This is a genomic window from Tsuneonella dongtanensis (assembly GCF_001698205.1).
GTDB classification, from domain to species: Bacteria; Pseudomonadota; Alphaproteobacteria; order Sphingomonadales; family Sphingomonadaceae; genus Tsuneonella; species Tsuneonella dongtanensis.
In genome coordinates, this window is the sequence record NZ_CP016591.1 from 2,808,238 (window position 1) to 2,822,571 (window position 14,334).

Below are 14,334 nucleotides of genomic sequence, written 5' to 3' on the forward strand. Positions count from 1 at the left end.
TGGGAGAGCTTAGGGCACGAAGGATGGACTGTAGGAAAGGCCTTTAAGTTGTCAGTGCCTCAAGGGTGTCGGTTACTTTGCATACGCCTAATCGGTGCAGCCGGTCACGAAGAGCTCTGCGGTGGCGGCGGGCACCGGGGGGAGCGCGATGGCTTGAGCGCCATAGCTCACCGAGACGCCCTCTGCGCCGGTCAGGATCGCTCCGAGGTTCGCGGGCACTGGCCCGCCGCTTGTCCACTCGCCGCTCACCCCGCCGCGGTCGGGATCGCCCGCCGGGTCGGCGACGAGCGTGACGACGGTGGCCCCCGATCCGAAGCTCATGCGCTCCTCGCTGCCGATCGGGCGGAAGCTGTTGCCATTGACCAGCAAGGCGCCGCCGGACGGGCAGAACAGGTGGATGCGGGCCGGTTCACCCTCGGTCACGCCGAAGAACAGTCCGTCCCCTTCCCCGCTGGAGGCCATTTCCCAGGTTCCCGCCGGGAAGGTCTTCCCGGCGTCGGTCGCGGGCATCGACTGTCCGGGCGTCGGCACGGCGGCGGGTGACGGCTCAGACGTTGCGTCGTCCGAAGGCGGGGCCGCCTCTTGCGAACAGGCGGCGAGCGTGAGCGCGACAAGGGCAACGAGCGGATAGGCGCGGGTCATGGAGGCAAAGCGCGAAGCCATTACCCGACCTTTTCGGGCCGCGGGTCGTGGCCGTGGCGCTCCGACTTGCCGAAGTGGCGGTCGAGCCGCTGGGCGAGCGTGGCCGCGGCCAGCCTCGCGGCATCGTCGACGGTGGCGGCGTGTTCGGTGACGCCGATCGCCCGGCCGCCCGCCGGACGCGCCTCGATCGTGCAGGACTTGTCGTCCCCGCCGTGCTTGGGCCCGTTCTCGTCGCGGACGTGGATTTCCAGCCGGGTCAGCCGATCCTCGAACCGCGCCAGCTTGGCCCGCACCGCCTCCTCGATCCTCGTCGCGACGTTCTCGGTGCCCATGACGCTGCTGTCGGAATTGAACTGGACCTGCATTGGGTATCTCCTTCGGGGTGTCGTGATATCAACGCCTCGGGCGGGGTTCGGCTCCGCCCTTTCCGTCAGAATCGCGCCCCGCTACACCCACCGCCATGAGCGAGCCTGTCACCATACTCGTCGATGCCGACGCCTGCCCGGTGAAGGACGAGATATACCGCGTAGCCGAGCGGCACGGCGCACACGTCCGCGTGGTCAGCAACCAGGTGTTCCGCGTGCCCGTGAGCGAGCGGGTGAAGCGGGTGACGGTCTCGGACGCCTTCGACGCGGCGGACGACTGGATCGCGGAGCACGCGTCGCCGAGCACGCTGGTGGTGACCGGCGACATCCTCCTCGCCGACCGCGCGCTGAAGGCCGGCGCGACCGTGCTGGCCCACACCGGCAAGCCCTTCGACGCCGCCAGCATCGGCAGCGCGATCGCCACCCGCGCCATCATGGCCGACCTGCGCGCCGGGATGGACGGGCCGCTGGGAGGGACCGGTGGCGGGCCGGCCCCGTTCCGCAAGGAGGACCGCTCGCGGTTCCTGCAGGCGCTGGAAAGGGAGCTGGTGCGGCTCTCCCGCGCTCAAGCAGCAGAGCGGTAGCGCGAACAAGAACGCCCGCGCCCTGCGCTAGCCCCTGGTCTTCGCCTTGTGCGCCGCAATCGCCTCGTCGATCGCCGCGATCCGCAGCCGCTCTTCCGAGCCGCGCGGCAGGCCCTTGAGCCGGCAGGTCGCCCAGAGCTGGCGCCGTTCGGATTCGAGGTTCTTGAGATAGAGATCGGCCATCAGCCGCCTATGGCTGCGAACCGCGCGCGAGGCCAGCCCCTCGGCCCGTCGCATTTCGCGCGGCATCGGCGGTGCGGCACCCCATATGGAGCCGGGGCCTTCCGCCCCGATTGGAACCGATCATGGCCAAGGGCCAACGCAAGTCGAACAGGGAAATCCGCAAACCCAAGGCGAACAAGGACGAACCCAAGACCAACGCCTCGCAGCCCACGCTCAAGCCGGGCGGGATCAAGGGGCTGGAGAACATGAAAAACGGCTGAGGACCCGCGCGGGCAGCCGCGAAAGGCGACACGAAAGCGACACCTGAATCACCCGGACCTGCGGGGCTGCGGGGCGGAGCGCTGCGGGCGCCCGGGACGCGCATGGGCGGCCTCGGCCGGGTCCATGTAGGCGCACATGTCGTCGTATTCCTGGTCCGACAGCGGCTCGCGGCCGGCCTTCGCGTAGGCCGCCTCGCCGCGGCGGAGCTGCGCCGCCAGCGCTTCGGCACGGACCGCCTCGGGCGATCGGGGCGCGCGCTGTTCGGAGAGGAACCGCGGCAGCGTGCCGTTGGCGACCTCGGCGGTGAGCAGCGCGCTTTCCAGGTCGCCGCCCTCGACCAGCGTTTCGGGCGGCGCGGGCGGCTCGGGCTCCATCGCGCGCAGCGCCGCATCGAGCGAGGCGTCGTTAGCGGTACGACCGTCCGGCGCCACGTGCGATCCGGTGTGCGAGCCCGCCTGCAGCAGCGCCCCGCCCCGCCGCTCGCGCGCGGCGGCCGAATAGATCTCTGGCTTGAGATGCCGCAGCAGGAACACCAGCAGCCGGTCGTTGTACACCGTGCGCGCGCCCGAAAGCTGGCCCGCGGCATCGTAGGTTTCCACCTCGACCCCCTCGATCGCCCGCTCGAACGCCAGGTCCTCCAGCATCGCGCCCGCCAGCTCGCGCGCCCGGTCCCACGCGCGGGCAAAGGCCCCCGCATGGGCCGCGCGGCGCAGGCGATAGGCGCTGCTGCGCGTCATCCCGACCTCGCGCGCCGCATGGCCGACCATCCCGGTATCCGCGAGCACCTCGATAAACCGCCGCTGCTTCTCTTCGGTCCACCCGTCGTAGCGCGGACGGCGACGGACGGGCACCCAGCGGTATTCGGCGGGATCGTAGTCGGGCGCGGCGAGGCCGAATTCGTCGGCATCGGCGGAAGGGGCGGGCGAGTCGCTGGCGGTCAGGCGCTGCGAATTGGTCTTGCTCATCCGAGAGTTTAAGGCACAAAAGGAGGGATGTAGGAAAGTCTTTTTGGAGAGTTGGATGGGGGGGACGTGGAATGGCCAAGACTAAATTGGAACTGGTCTCAGGTCGGCCTCGGACACTGGAAATCGAAGTTTGGCGGGATTGGCTTTCTCATGCTGCCAAACTTTACGATCGGCATATCGCTAAGTGGAACGACGATGATCCGTTCGCCTACAATGAAACGGCAAGTGTTGCTCTGCTGGCTGCGGCTGGTTCGTTGGCGGGTCACGTTACACTTGCGGAGTGTACGACTGAAAAGCTGACTCAAAGTAAGAAGGACCCAGACAAGGTAAAACAGAGGAAGCGGCATGGGCGCGCCGACTTATGGCTGCATACAGATCGACGTCATTGGGCTTTCGAGTTCAAACAACGTCTTAGCGTCGGTGCATCTCGCGCCGACGGCCGTCTCAAATATTGGATGACCGAAGCGCAGCGCTGCGCGCGCCAAGTTATCGAGAGCGTGGATGGCGTTCCCGTCGCCGGACTTATCGTCTCTCTATATTTTATCGAGAACGACGACACCGCAGAGCGTGCGGAAACCGAGATCAGACAATTCGCAAAGGAGGGGCAGTTTTACTGCTGGTGCCTCAGGCCACCGGACAACCGGCGTCCCACCTTCTTCCTTTTCTCACTTCGACCGTAGTGCTGCATGCGGTGTGGTGAAGCTCTCCGCCAAGCGACAATCTACGGGCTAGTTTAACATACTGTCCGCGGAGTGCACCGTGGCCACCCGCGCCATCATGGCCGACCTGAGCGACGGGATGGACGGACCGCCGGACGGCAGCGGTGGCGGGCTCGCACCGTTCGGCAAGGAGGGGGTCGGAGCCGAAGGCGGAGACGGCCAAAGGCCACTTGCGGGCTCACGTTTTATGCAGGCGCTGGACCGTGAGTTGGTGCGGTTGGGGCCCGTTTAGGCGAATAAGTCGCCTTGAGTTCGCTCCAATTCGCTAGGTGGATAGAGAAGACTGACGATCAACCACTGGTTTTGAAATCGGTGAATATTTCCCATCAAGAAAATAATATCGCGCGTGTTCATGTAGTCCCAAAGACGCTGGCGAAATTTCCTCTCCCAATCTTTGCCGTATTCTCGCTGGCACCGCCAAAAAAGCGCCCCGGCCTCCCAGTCGACAATTTTGTGTCGAAACTGCTGGATAACACCAGCGGCCCCCACGCATTCGTAACGATAGTGGAAAGCAAATGGTAGTTTTCTGAGCGTCTTGAGCTCAGCTTTATCCTCTTCAAATAACGCGCCTTGTCTCTGCTCTGCGAGCAGTTTGGCAATTTCCTCTTCGGTCCAGTCGGCGGGTTTGACCGGTTCGATGTCCAGCCCGACAAGTTTTAAGGGGCGAAGGAGGGCAAGGCTTGTGCCATTGGCTGAACGCTCTCGCTCAATATCGGTGAAGGTACGAAAAACCGGCGTGCTCTGGAGGGCCGCACGACGCGCTGCCCAACTGTTTCGCGTCGGAAGGGCCTCTGCGCTACAATCCAACGTATCAATCTTAATTTGATAGCTCTCGGGACGGTGGTCTTTACGAGCCTTCTCGATTTTCGCCGTAACCCACTGCCATTTTTTGAACTGCTTATCTGCCGACACAAGTCGGAATGGCACAGGGAAAAGGCGAATAAGCGCACCATTTTCCCGCATTCCCGCGACGCAAGAAGTCTCCACGTATTTTTCGCTCGGCGAAGGATACGTTTTGCAGAGGATCAGGATTTGTTCGTCGACTACTGACATTTAGCCCTCGCATTTGATGGAGAGCTTAACGATGCTTTAGCCTTACGAAATAGCCCGCGCGTATTTTTTCACACCTAGATGCTTGAACTGCCTGATCAGCCCATCATCTCGCATCATCGAGGCGACAATGGTTCGGTGGCAGTCTTTAGGATCGCGCTCATAGCACAACAAAACAGTATCGACCTCTGCAGCAACGTCAGCCAATTCAGTCATCGCGTCTCGAGCTTCAATCTGGTCAACGTGACGCTCGAAGATTGTAAAGAAGCGATCCCTATCGCCGCTACGCATTGCTTCGCGGCCCTCTTTTGGATCTCCTAAAGCTTTGAAATGAGAATACGAAATCCCGGCACCGCTCAAAGCTTCGGCTAGTTTGTTTTTGGAGAAGCCCTTCTTTCGTGAAACGGGCACGTCTCGAATGTCCGCCACGTGCTGAACACCCATTTCGCTCAGGGTCGCGAGGAAATCGCTGAGCTCAGCACCCTCGTAACCGATGGTGTAAAGTGTCGTCATACAGGCACCTTGGTCGGACCCGAGAAAAAATGGAATCGACCAGTTTCAAGGTCGCTTCGAAAAATCACTCGCTGTTGCAATCGAGACTCACTTAGCATGGGACCATTACGGGCGTGTCAGTCATGCTCCCGGTCACCCTGCCCGATGTATAGCTCGCGCCCGGTCTCGTTGTAGACGCGGCTCATCTCGTCCATTCCGGCTTCCGCATCCGCCACCGGCGCTGTCGCCGCGAGATAGCTCTCCGAGTTCTGCTTCGCCGCGAAGTCGCGCACTTCCTGCGTGATCTTCATCGAGCAGAACTTGGGCCCGCACATGCTGCAGAAGTGCGCGGTCTTGGCGCCTTCCGCGGGGAGGGTCTGGTCGTGGTATTGCTCGGCGGTGTCGGGGTCGGGTGAGGCAAGAACCGGTCGCGCCAGCCGCTTTCACGCCGCCCTCGGCACCGGGTTGCCGGCGAGGAGGCCCGCCGTGCTCAGGTCCTCGTCGAGATCGGGCCAGTGAATCCCGAGACCCCCGGCGCAGGGCTGCCAGTTGGCGCGCTGGGCGGGAGTGCCGGTCGCGAGGCGGGGGAACCAGGCGAGCGGGACGGAGATCGTGCGGCCGTCCATCAGATCGACCGTCAGCGTGTCGTCGGTGCAGCGCACGTCGCTGACCCGCTCGTCAGTCAGGCGTTCCGAAATGGTCATGCCATGCCTCCAGCAACTCGGCCTGTCGCTCTTCGACGAGGCGCATGATGCCACCGATTTCCTGCGGACGGAAGCCGCGACTGCGTGCCAGTTCGATCAGGTCGAGCCAGACCTTCGCCGTGGCCTCGTCGCGATCGATGTGGACGTGCGGAGGTTCCAGCCCCTCGTTGCTGAAGAAGTAGAACCGGTAAGGCCCGATCCGGAAGATTGTCGGCATGGCGTGATCCTTTCCCGACAGTCTGAAGCTCGATTTCGCGCATCGCGCGAGGGGTAGAAATTGGGGGGGATGATTTCCACCCCCCCTTGTAGACGCTCAATCATGCTCCCGATCGCCCTGCCCGATGTATAGCTCGCGCCCGGTCTCGTTGTAGACGCGGCTCATCTCGTCCATCCCCTTCTCCGCATCCGCCACCGGCGCGGTTGCCGCGAGATAGCTCTCCGAGTTCTGCTTTGCCGCAAAATCCCGCACTTCCTGCGTGATCTTCATCGAGCAGAACTTGGGCCCGCACATCGAGCAGAAGTGGGCGGTCTTGGCGCCTTCTGCGGGGAGGGTCTGGTCGTGGTATTGCTCGGCGGTGTCGGGGTCGAGGCTGAGGTTGAACTGGTCGCGCCAGCGGAATTCGAAGCGGGCGCGGCTGAGCGCGTCGTCGCGGACCTTGGCGGCGGGATGCCCCTTGGCGAGGTCGGCGGCGTGGGCGGCGAGCTTGTAGGTGACCACGCCCACCTTCACGTCGTCGCGGTCGGGCAGGCCGAGGTGTTCCTTGGGCGTGACGTAGCAGAGCATCGCGGTGCCGAACCACCCGATCATCGCCGCGCCGATGCCGCTGGTGATGTGGTCGTAGCCGGGCGCGATATCGGTGACGAGGGGGCCGAGCGTGTAGAACGGCGCCTCGCCGCAGGCGGCGAGCTGCTTGTCCATGTTCTCCTTGATCTTGTGCATCGGCACGTGGCCGGGGCCTTCGATCATCACCTGCACGTCCTGCTCCCAGGCGCGCTTGGTCAGCTCGCCCAGCGTGTAGAGCTCGGCGAACTGGGCCTCGTCGTTGGCGTCGGCGATGGAGCCGGGGCGCAGGCCGTCGCCCAGCGAATAGGCGATGTCGTAGGCCTTCATGATCTCGGTGATCTCGTCGAAGCGCTCGTAGAGGAAGCTCTCCTTGTGATGCGCGAGGCACCATTTGGCCATGATCGAGCCGCCGCGGCTGACGATGCCGGTGACGCGCTTGGCGGTCATCGGGACGTAGGGCAGGCGCACGCCGGCGTGGATGGTGAAGTAGTCGACGCCCTGTTCGGCCTGTTCGATCAGCGTGTCGCGGAAGATCTCCCAGGTGAGGTCCTCGGCAATGCCGCCGACCTTTTCCAGCGCCTGGTAGATCGGCACGGTGCCAATGGGGACGGGGCTGTTGCGGATGATCCATTCGCGGGTGTCGTGGATGTTACGGCCCGTGGAGAGGTCCATGACGGTGTCCGCGCCCCAGCGGATCGACCATACCATCTTGTCGACCTCGGAAGCGACGTCGCTGGCGACCGCGGAGTTGCCGATATTGGCGTTGATCTTGACCAGGAAGTTGCGCCCGATCGCCATCGGCTCGGCTTCCGGGTGGTTGACGTTGGAGGGGATGATCGCGCGGCCCCGCGCCACCTCGTCGCGGACGAATTCGGGAGTCACATACTCCGGGATCGCCGCGCCCCAGCTGTTGCCGTCCATCTCGCGCGCGATCTGCTCGCGGCCGATGTTCTCGCGGATGGCGACGTATTCCATCTCGGGCGTGATGATGCCGCGGCGGGCGTAGTGCATCTGGCTGAGGTTCGCGCCGGGCTTGGCACGGAGCACCCGTTGGCGCACGTTGGGGAACGCCGGGACGCCGCCCGAGCGGTCGGGGCCGAGCTGGCCGTTGTCTTCCGGCTTCACCTCGCGCGCGGCGTATTCCTCGACGTCGCCGCGGGCGAGCTGCCACTCGCGGCGGAGCTGGGGCAGGCCCTTGCGGATGTCGATCTGCGCTGCCGGGTCGGTGTAGGGGCCCGAGGTGTCATAGACCCGCACCGGCGGCTCGCCGCTCGAGGGCTCGAGGTCGATCTCGCGCATGGCCACGCCGAGGGGGCCGACGTGGATCTTGCGGCTGCCGCGAATGGGGCCGGTGGTGACGCCGATGTCGAAAGTGGAGTTGATGTCGGCCATGCGCTCTTGTCCTTCCGGGGCGGACGGGGAGCGCTTGGCGGCGACCCTCCCTCCGCCCGTGCTAACGGGTTCAGGTTCGACGGGTCGTGGGGCGCGAAACCCACCTCTCAGCGCACGCGCGCTCCCCGGGGATGGAGCGATGTTAGGCGAAGGCGGCGGGACGGTCCAGCCGCCCGGCGGCCTCTCCGGCGAAAAACCCGCCTTCGCCTGCGCGATCCGTTCAGCCGAACGCGAGCCCCTTGAATTCTCCCGACTTCCGCCACGCGTCGATGTGGGCGAAATAGGCCAGCGCGCCCATCGGATGCCCGGCGAAGAACCGCGTGCGGTCGGCGAAACCCTGGCCTTCGTTGTTGTAGTATCCCGGCGTGCACGCATCGCCGCCCAGGTTCATGCCCGGACCGCTGGCGATCAGATCGACCCACGCCGATTCCGCTTCGGCGGTCGTCTCGACCGTCGCCGCGCCGCGCGCTTCGGCTTCGGACACCACCGCGGTGATCGTGTCGGCGTGGTCGACGATATTGTGCGGCACGTTGGCGATCAGGTTCGCGGCCTGTGTCGGCTGCACCATGAACAGGTTGGGAAAGCCGTGGATGTGCAGTCCGTGGAGCGTGCGCATGGTATCGCCCCAGTGCTCGGACAGCGTCACCCCGCCCCGCCCCCTGGCATCGAAACCGGCCCGCTCGGTATAGGCGCTGCCGACCTCGAAGCCCGAGGCGTAGACGATGCAGTCGACCGGGTATTCGACCCCGTTCGCCACGACACCGCGCTCGGTGATCCGCTCGACACCCTTGCCGTCCGTATCGACCAGAGTGACCCCGGGCTCGTTGAACGCCTGCAGGTATTCGTCGTGGAAGCACGGGCGCTTGCACAGCTGGCGGTACCACGCCTTGAGCTTCTGCCCGGCCTCCGGGTCCTCGACGATCCGCTCGGCGCGCTGGCGGATTTCCTCCATCTTCGCGTGGTCGGCATCCTCGTAGGCGGCGAGCACGGTCTTGGGGTTCCGCTGATCCATCGGCAGCGCGAGAATCTCCTTGCGGATGCGCTTGCCGAGGTCGGTCCAGCCGTCCTGCACCCAGTCCTCGCTCGCGAAGCCTCCGCCCAGATTGCCGACGAAGTTCTCGAGCCAGGCTTTCTGCCAGCCGGGCTTCGCCACGTCGGCGAACCATTCGGGATCGATGGGGATATTGTTCCGTTCGTCGACCGAAGAGGGGGTGCGCTGGAACACGAAGAGCTCCTTCGCGTCGCGCGCCAGGTGCGGCACGCATTGCACGGCGGTCGCCCCGGTACCGATGATCGCGACGCGCTTGTCGGCAAGCCTGTCCATCGGCGCGCCCTCGGGATCGCCGCCGGTGTAGGCATAGTCCCACCGGCTGGTATGGAAGCTCTTGCCCTTGAAGGTCTCGATACCCGGCAATCCGGGAAGCTTGGCGACGTGCAGAGGCCCGGTGCCAAGGCCCACGTACTTCGCGGTGAAGCTGTCGCCGCGATCGGTCTCGATGCGCCAGACGTTTGCACCCTCGTCCCATTCCAGCGCGGTGACTTGGGTGTGGAACAGGGCCTTCTCGTACAGTCCGAACTGACGGCCGATGCGGCTGCAATGCTCGCGGATCTCGGGCGCGTGGGCGTACTTCTCGCTCGGCATGTGCCCGGTCTCCTCGAGCAGCGGCATGTAGATCATGCTCGCCGTGTCGCATTGCGCGCCGGGATAGCGATTCCAGTACCAGGTGCCGCCGAAGTCGCCGCCCTTCTCGACGATGCGGTAGTCGTCGATCCCCGCCGCCTTCAGTCGCGCCCCGACGACGAGCCCGGCGAAACCGCCGCCGATGAAGGCGAAAGTCACATGGTCGGTCACCGGATCGCGCGGGGTTACCGGCGTATAGGGATCGGTAGCGAGGTCGGCGAACTCGCTTTCGAGCCGACGGTATTGCGCGGATCCATCGGCACGAAGGCGCTTGTCTCGCTCCTCCGCGTACTTGCGGCGCAGTGCTTCGCGGTCGATCGCGGGCATCGTGGCGGCGGCGTTCATCGGTCTCGCATTCCCTCTCCGAAGTATCGGTATGGAGATGTGCCTCTATCGCACCGCCAGTGCAACCCCGGCGCGCACGGGTAAATCCCTAGACGGCCCGAAACCACGGATCATGCCCCTTCCGTTAAGGCGGTTCACGCTTTGAAGGAGGGACGCACCCATGAGCCTGATCGTGCTTGCCGAAGACGACGAGATTTCTGCCGCGACGACCATCGACGCGCTGGCGAAGGCGGGGCATGCCGTCGCGCACTTCACCGACGGCCTGCAGGCGATCGAAGCGGTGCGGTTTCGCCTGCCGCACCTGCTGATCCTCGACTGCAACATGCCGCGCCTTTCGGGGATCGAGGCGCTGCGCATCGTCCGCCAGGGCGAAGGCCTCGTCAGCCTGCCCGTCCTCATGCTGACCGGACGCGAGACTCTCGCCGACCAGCAGATCGCCCGGTTCGAGGGCGCCAATGCCTACCTCGTCAAGCCGGCCACCCCGGAAGACATCGTCTACCAGGCCGAAAAACTCATCCACCTCGCCGCGCTTCGCGGGCCGAGCATGGAAGAGCTCGCGGAGGAGAACGACCGCCGCGCGAGGATGCGGCTGGTGGGCCCCGCCAACGCGGCCCGGCGCTTCTGCTAGGTCAGGCGCGCGCGGCGGCGCGATCCCTGCGGCGGCGCTCCACCGGTGGGCTGCCTGCACCGGCCGGAGCCCACCGGTCGAGCGCATAGCGCAGGGAATCGAACGCGGTCGGCTTGGCGAGATGGCCCTGCATCCCGGCGGACAGGCAGGCCGCGACGTGCTCGGTCGTTGCGTTGGCAGTCAGGGCTATGATCGGCAGCACCTCTGGCGAGAACCCGAGCGCGCGTAACCGGCGGGTCGCCTCGATCCCGTCGATACCGGGCATCTGCAGGTCCATCAGCACCAGGCGATAGGGGTCGCCCGCCCGGCTCGCCCCGGCGAGCATGTCGATCGCTTCCGCCCCGTCGGCGGCCACGTCCGCACGCGCGCCCATGCTCTGGAGCTGGTCCAGCGCAAGAGCCTGGTTGACGTCGTGATCCTCGACCACCAGCACCCGCGGCGCATCCCGGCGCGGTTCGCGGGCGATGGCCAGCGGCACCGCTCGCGCACCGCCGCCCGCAGTGGCCCCAACAGGGCGCAGCGGCAGGCGCAGCTCGGCGCGTGTGCCACGCCCCGGTTCGCTCGCCAGTGTCAGCGTGCCGCCCATCAGGCGGGCAAGCTCTGCGCTGATCGTCAATCCAAGTCCGGCGGACGAGGGCCGGGCATGGGCGAGCCGGCCGGCCGGATCCTCGTTGCCCAGCGCCGCGCGGGCTTCGTCCCGCGACATCCCGATCCCGGTGTCGGTCACCGAGATCGCTACTGCCGTCCGATCGTCCCATGCCGGCTCGACGCAGACCGATACCCAGCCCCGCGGGGTGAACCGCACGGCATTGCCGATGAGGTTGAGCACGATCTGGCGCAGTCTCAGGGCGTCGCAGGCGCTGCGGCGCGGCAGGTCGGGATCGACCTCGCACCGCAGGACAAGGCCCTTGGCTTCGGCCGCGGGGCGCATCAGGTCGGCACAGGCGCGGACCTTGTCCCCGATGTCGACCGGCTCGACCTGAACCTCGGTTGCGGCATCGTCCATCCGCGATACCTCGAGCAGGTCCTCGATCAGCGAGAGCATGGTCCGGCCGGAATCGAAGATCATGCGCGCCTGACGGTACTGATCGGGCGCCAGCTCGCCATGCATCAGCAGTTCGGCGAAACCCAGCAGCCCGGACATGGGCGTGCGCACCTCGCGGCTCATCGCGGCGAGAATGGTCGTGCGGGCGCGCCGGTCCGCTTCGGCCCTTTCGAGCGCCGCTTCCAATGCGCTGCGCTCGGTCATGTCGATCCCCAGCAGCAGCAATCGCTCGGGCCGCCCGTCGCTCCCGACGATCGGGCTGGACGTCGCCTGGACGATCAGCTCGCTGCCATCCTTTGCACGGTAGAAGATGGTGCGGTGCGCGTGTTCGCCGTCGCAGGCGGCTTCCTCGCGGTGCAGGATGATGTCGCGATGACGGCGACCGACCAGTTCCTCCCGCGCGTAGCCGAGCGCCGCGCAGATGAGCGCGTTGGCATGGAGGATCGTGCCGTCGGGGGCGAGTTCCAGCACGAATTGCGAACGGTCGATCGCCGCCACCCAGCCTTCGACAACGGCCGGATCGAGCGCGGCGCCGGGCGTGGTCATGGCCGGAAAGTCCGGAAGGGCAGCATCATGCCGCGATAGGCGGTGACCCCTTGCCCCCGAACCAAGCCGGGGGTCAGGATTGTTCCCTAGGGACCGCCCGCGGCGATCCACGCATCGATCTTGGCCTCGAGCACCGCCAGCGGAAGGTCGGCAGTCTCGAGCACCTGCGAATGGAAGCGGCGCACGTCGAACCGGGGGCCCAGCGCGGCCTCCGCGCGGGCGCGCATGGCCTTGATCCTGAGCTCGCCGACCTTGTAGGCGAGCGCCTGCCCCGGCATCACGATGTAGCGGTCGGTCTCGCTCGTCGCGAGATCGCGCGGCTGGCCGTGGGCGACCATGTAGTCGATCGCCTGCTGCCTGCTCCAGCCTTTCGCGTGCAGCCCGGTATCGACGACCAGCCGGACCGCGCGCAGCAATTCGCCGCCCGCCAGCGCGCCGATCCGCTCGACCGGGTCGTCGTAGAGGCCAAGCTCGTAGCCCAGGCTCTCGGCATAAAGCCCCCACCCCTCGCCGTAAGCGGTGAACCCGCCAAACCGCAGGAAATCGGGCAGGTCGCGGTTCTCCGCCGCGGTCATGTTCTGGAAGTGATGCCCGGGCGATCCTTCGTGCATGTAGAGAGAGACCGTGGGCGAGACCTCGCGGTTTTCCAGGTTGTAGCCGCTGAAGTAGAAAATGCCCGGCTTGCCGGTGTTCACGTCGCCCGAGTTGTACGATGCGGCCAGGTTGAACGCCTCGCGGTACTCCTCGTAGGGCCGGATTTCGAGCGGGGTCTTCGGGATCGTCGCGAAGAGCCGGGGCAGCAGCGGATCGACGCGCTTCTGCAGGGCGTACCAGGCCTGCGTGAGCGAAGCCTTGTCCTTGTAGACGACCGGCTTGCGGTCCCCCGCCTCGGCCCGCGCGGCGGCGAGCGCCTGCTCGATCCGATCGACTTCCGCGAGCCCTGTCGCGTGGATCTCGTCGGGGGTCAGCGGCAGCGTCGTCATTTCGGCGACGCGGTAGCGGTAATAGGCGTCGCCGCCCGGAGCCCCGCCGAGGCCGACGCTATCGCGCGAGCGCGGCAGGTATTCCTCGGCAAGGAAAGTGCGCAGCCGCTGGAGAGCGGGACGGATGTCGGTCTCGATCGCCCGGCGGAACGCCAGCGTCAGGCGCGCGCGGTCCGCGGCACCGATCGCGTCGGGGAACGCCGCGACCGGGGTCCAGTAGGGCATCTCCTCGACGCGCATCTTCAGCTGCGTATCGAGCTGGGCGATCATGATCTCGGTCGACACGCGCGGGTGGACCACCCCTGCCGCCATCCCTTCGCGCAGGCGCGCGATCGAATCGTCGAGCACCCGGGCGAACGCGGCATGCCGTTTCAGCGCATTTTCGTAGTCGGCCACGGTCGCGAAAGGCATCTGCCCGCCGGCGCTCGCAAGCCGCGGATAGGTGATGTGCTCCCCGCTGCGGTGGTCGATGACAAGGGCGTGGCGAAACTTCGCCACCTCAGCCTCGGTCCCCGCCAGCCAGCGGCGCTTGTCGTAGGCGAACACGTCGTAGGCGATCTGGTCGACCGGGCCGAGCGCCGCACGGTCGATGGTCGCCAGTTCGGCGAGTGCGACCTCGGCAGCGTGGCGCTCGACGGCATAATAGTCCGGCGCGGCTCTGTTGGTGATGCGGTCGGCGCGGCTGTAGTCGCCGCGGCTGAACGAAGTCGAAGGATTGCGATCGAGGAACGCGGCGTCGGACCGCGCGAAGAGGTCGCGCAGGCGCTCCGCCGGCGTCGCCTCGGGAGTGACGGCGGTTACCGGCGGAGGAGCCGCTTCGGGAACGGTGGCGCATGCCGCCAGCGGAAGGGCGACGAGGCCGAGCACGGCCAGGGTACGAAGGGTCATGTCATTCCTCTGCGAAGGATATGGAGCGCGGCCTTATCGACCCGCGCTGTGCCGCAACGGGCGGCTCGACGAACGCG

General features: G+C 66.2%; 16 protein-coding genes, 1 pseudogene and 1 riboswitch. Of the genes and pseudogenes, 4 read left to right on the forward strand and 13 right to left on the reverse strand.

Features of this window, described 5'->3' with window-relative positions:
* Positions 1–87 precede the first annotated feature (87 nt).
* Positions 88–663: a hypothetical protein gene (locus tag A6F68_RS13650; protein WP_157096752.1), complete on the reverse strand. Its 576-nt coding sequence runs from the start codon at positions 661–663 to the stop codon at positions 88–90.
* The gene (locus A6F68_RS13655; protein WP_067681275.1) at positions 663–1,007 is read right to left on the reverse strand and encodes an HPF/RaiA family ribosome-associated protein; all 345 of its coding nucleotides are present in this window, start codon (positions 1,005–1,007) and stop codon (positions 663–665) included. Before A6F68_RS13655 ends, A6F68_RS13650 begins: the two co-directional genes overlap by 1 nt.
* Before the next feature lie 95 nt (positions 1,008–1,102).
* Here A6F68_RS13655 and A6F68_RS13660 point away from each other — a divergent pair, with 95 nt between their 5' ends.
* Entirely contained in the window at positions 1,103–1,591 is a 489-nt protein-coding gene (locus A6F68_RS13660; RefSeq protein ID WP_067681278.1) for a YaiI/YqxD family protein, read from the forward strand.
* Between the two features lie 27 nt (positions 1,592–1,618).
* Here the strand turns inward: A6F68_RS13660 and A6F68_RS15250 are convergent, their stop codons facing one another.
* Complete coding sequence (locus A6F68_RS15250) at positions 1,619–1,774, reverse strand: hypothetical protein (RefSeq protein WP_198152619.1); 156 nt, start codon at positions 1,772–1,774, stop codon at positions 1,619–1,621.
* A gap of 122 nt (positions 1,775–1,896) precedes the next feature.
* Here A6F68_RS15250 and A6F68_RS15255 point away from each other — a divergent pair, with 122 nt between their 5' ends.
* Positions 1,897–2,034, forward strand: coding sequence for a hypothetical protein (locus tag A6F68_RS15255; RefSeq protein ID WP_198152620.1), 138 nt, complete (start codon positions 1,897–1,899; stop codon positions 2,032–2,034).
* Between the two features lie 48 nt (positions 2,035–2,082).
* Here A6F68_RS15255 and A6F68_RS13665 read toward each other — a convergent pair whose 3' ends face one another.
* Complete coding sequence (locus A6F68_RS13665; RefSeq protein WP_067681281.1) at positions 2,083–3,000, reverse strand: hypothetical protein; 918 nt, start codon at positions 2,998–3,000, stop codon at positions 2,083–2,085.
* A gap of 71 nt (positions 3,001–3,071) precedes the next feature.
* Between A6F68_RS13665 and A6F68_RS15110 the strand changes: the two genes are divergently transcribed.
* Complete coding sequence (locus A6F68_RS15110) at positions 3,072–3,680, forward strand: hypothetical protein (RefSeq protein ID WP_157096753.1); 609 nt, start codon at positions 3,072–3,074, stop codon at positions 3,678–3,680.
* 267 nt (positions 3,681–3,947) lie between these two features.
* Here the strand turns inward: A6F68_RS15110 and A6F68_RS13680 are convergent, their stop codons facing one another.
* From A6F68_RS13680 to A6F68_RS13710, 7 genes and pseudogenes are all read right to left on the reverse strand, one after another.
* A complete protein-coding gene (locus A6F68_RS13680; RefSeq protein WP_067681289.1) occupies positions 3,948–4,772 on the reverse strand; it encodes a hypothetical protein in 825 nt (274 codons plus the stop codon).
* Positions 4,773–4,814: 42 nt separating this feature from the next.
* Positions 4,815–5,282, reverse strand: coding sequence for a DUF488 domain-containing protein (locus tag A6F68_RS13685; RefSeq protein WP_067681292.1), 468 nt, complete (start codon positions 5,280–5,282; stop codon positions 4,815–4,817).
* Positions 5,283–5,398: 116 nt separating this feature from the next.
* Positions 5,399–5,718: pseudogene (locus tag A6F68_RS13690) on the reverse strand (phosphomethylpyrimidine synthase ThiC); the annotation flags it as partial.
* Entirely contained in the window at positions 5,705–5,965 is a 261-nt protein-coding gene (locus A6F68_RS13695; protein WP_067681298.1) for a DUF2442 domain-containing protein, read from the reverse strand. The gene A6F68_RS13695 and the pseudogene A6F68_RS13690, both read right to left, overlap by 14 nt.
* Positions 5,940–6,182, reverse strand: coding sequence for a DUF4160 domain-containing protein (locus A6F68_RS13700; RefSeq protein ID WP_067681301.1), 243 nt, complete (start codon positions 6,180–6,182; stop codon positions 5,940–5,942). The genes A6F68_RS13695 and A6F68_RS13700 overlap by 26 nt, the downstream gene beginning before the upstream one ends.
* Before the next feature lie 96 nt (positions 6,183–6,278).
* Positions 6,279–8,141 (reverse strand): phosphomethylpyrimidine synthase ThiC, encoded by a 1,863-nt coding sequence (gene thiC / locus A6F68_RS13705; RefSeq protein WP_067681304.1) that lies wholly within the window; start codon positions 8,139–8,141, stop codon positions 6,279–6,281.
* A gap of 30 nt (positions 8,142–8,171) precedes the next feature.
* Positions 8,172–8,279, reverse strand: a riboswitch (TPP riboswitch).
* Positions 8,280–8,361: 82 nt separating this feature from the next.
* Complete coding sequence (locus tag A6F68_RS13710) at positions 8,362–10,167, reverse strand: flavin-containing monooxygenase (protein WP_084001847.1); 1,806 nt, start codon at positions 10,165–10,167, stop codon at positions 8,362–8,364.
* A gap of 160 nt (positions 10,168–10,327) precedes the next feature.
* Here A6F68_RS13710 and A6F68_RS13715 point away from each other — a divergent pair, with 160 nt between their 5' ends.
* Positions 10,328–10,795 (forward strand): response regulator, encoded by a 468-nt coding sequence (locus tag A6F68_RS13715; protein ID WP_067681307.1) that lies wholly within the window; start codon positions 10,328–10,330, stop codon positions 10,793–10,795.
* A 1-nt stretch (position 10,796) separates the two neighbouring features.
* Here A6F68_RS13715 and A6F68_RS13720 read toward each other — a convergent pair whose 3' ends face one another.
* Entirely contained in the window at positions 10,797–12,386 is a 1,590-nt protein-coding gene (locus tag A6F68_RS13720) for a PAS domain-containing sensor histidine kinase (protein ID WP_067681310.1), read from the reverse strand.
* A gap of 86 nt (positions 12,387–12,472) precedes the next feature.
* Positions 12,473–14,257: a DUF885 domain-containing protein gene (locus A6F68_RS13725; protein ID WP_067681313.1), complete on the reverse strand. Its 1,785-nt coding sequence runs from the start codon at positions 14,255–14,257 to the stop codon at positions 12,473–12,475.
* Positions 14,258–14,334 lie beyond the last annotated feature (77 nt).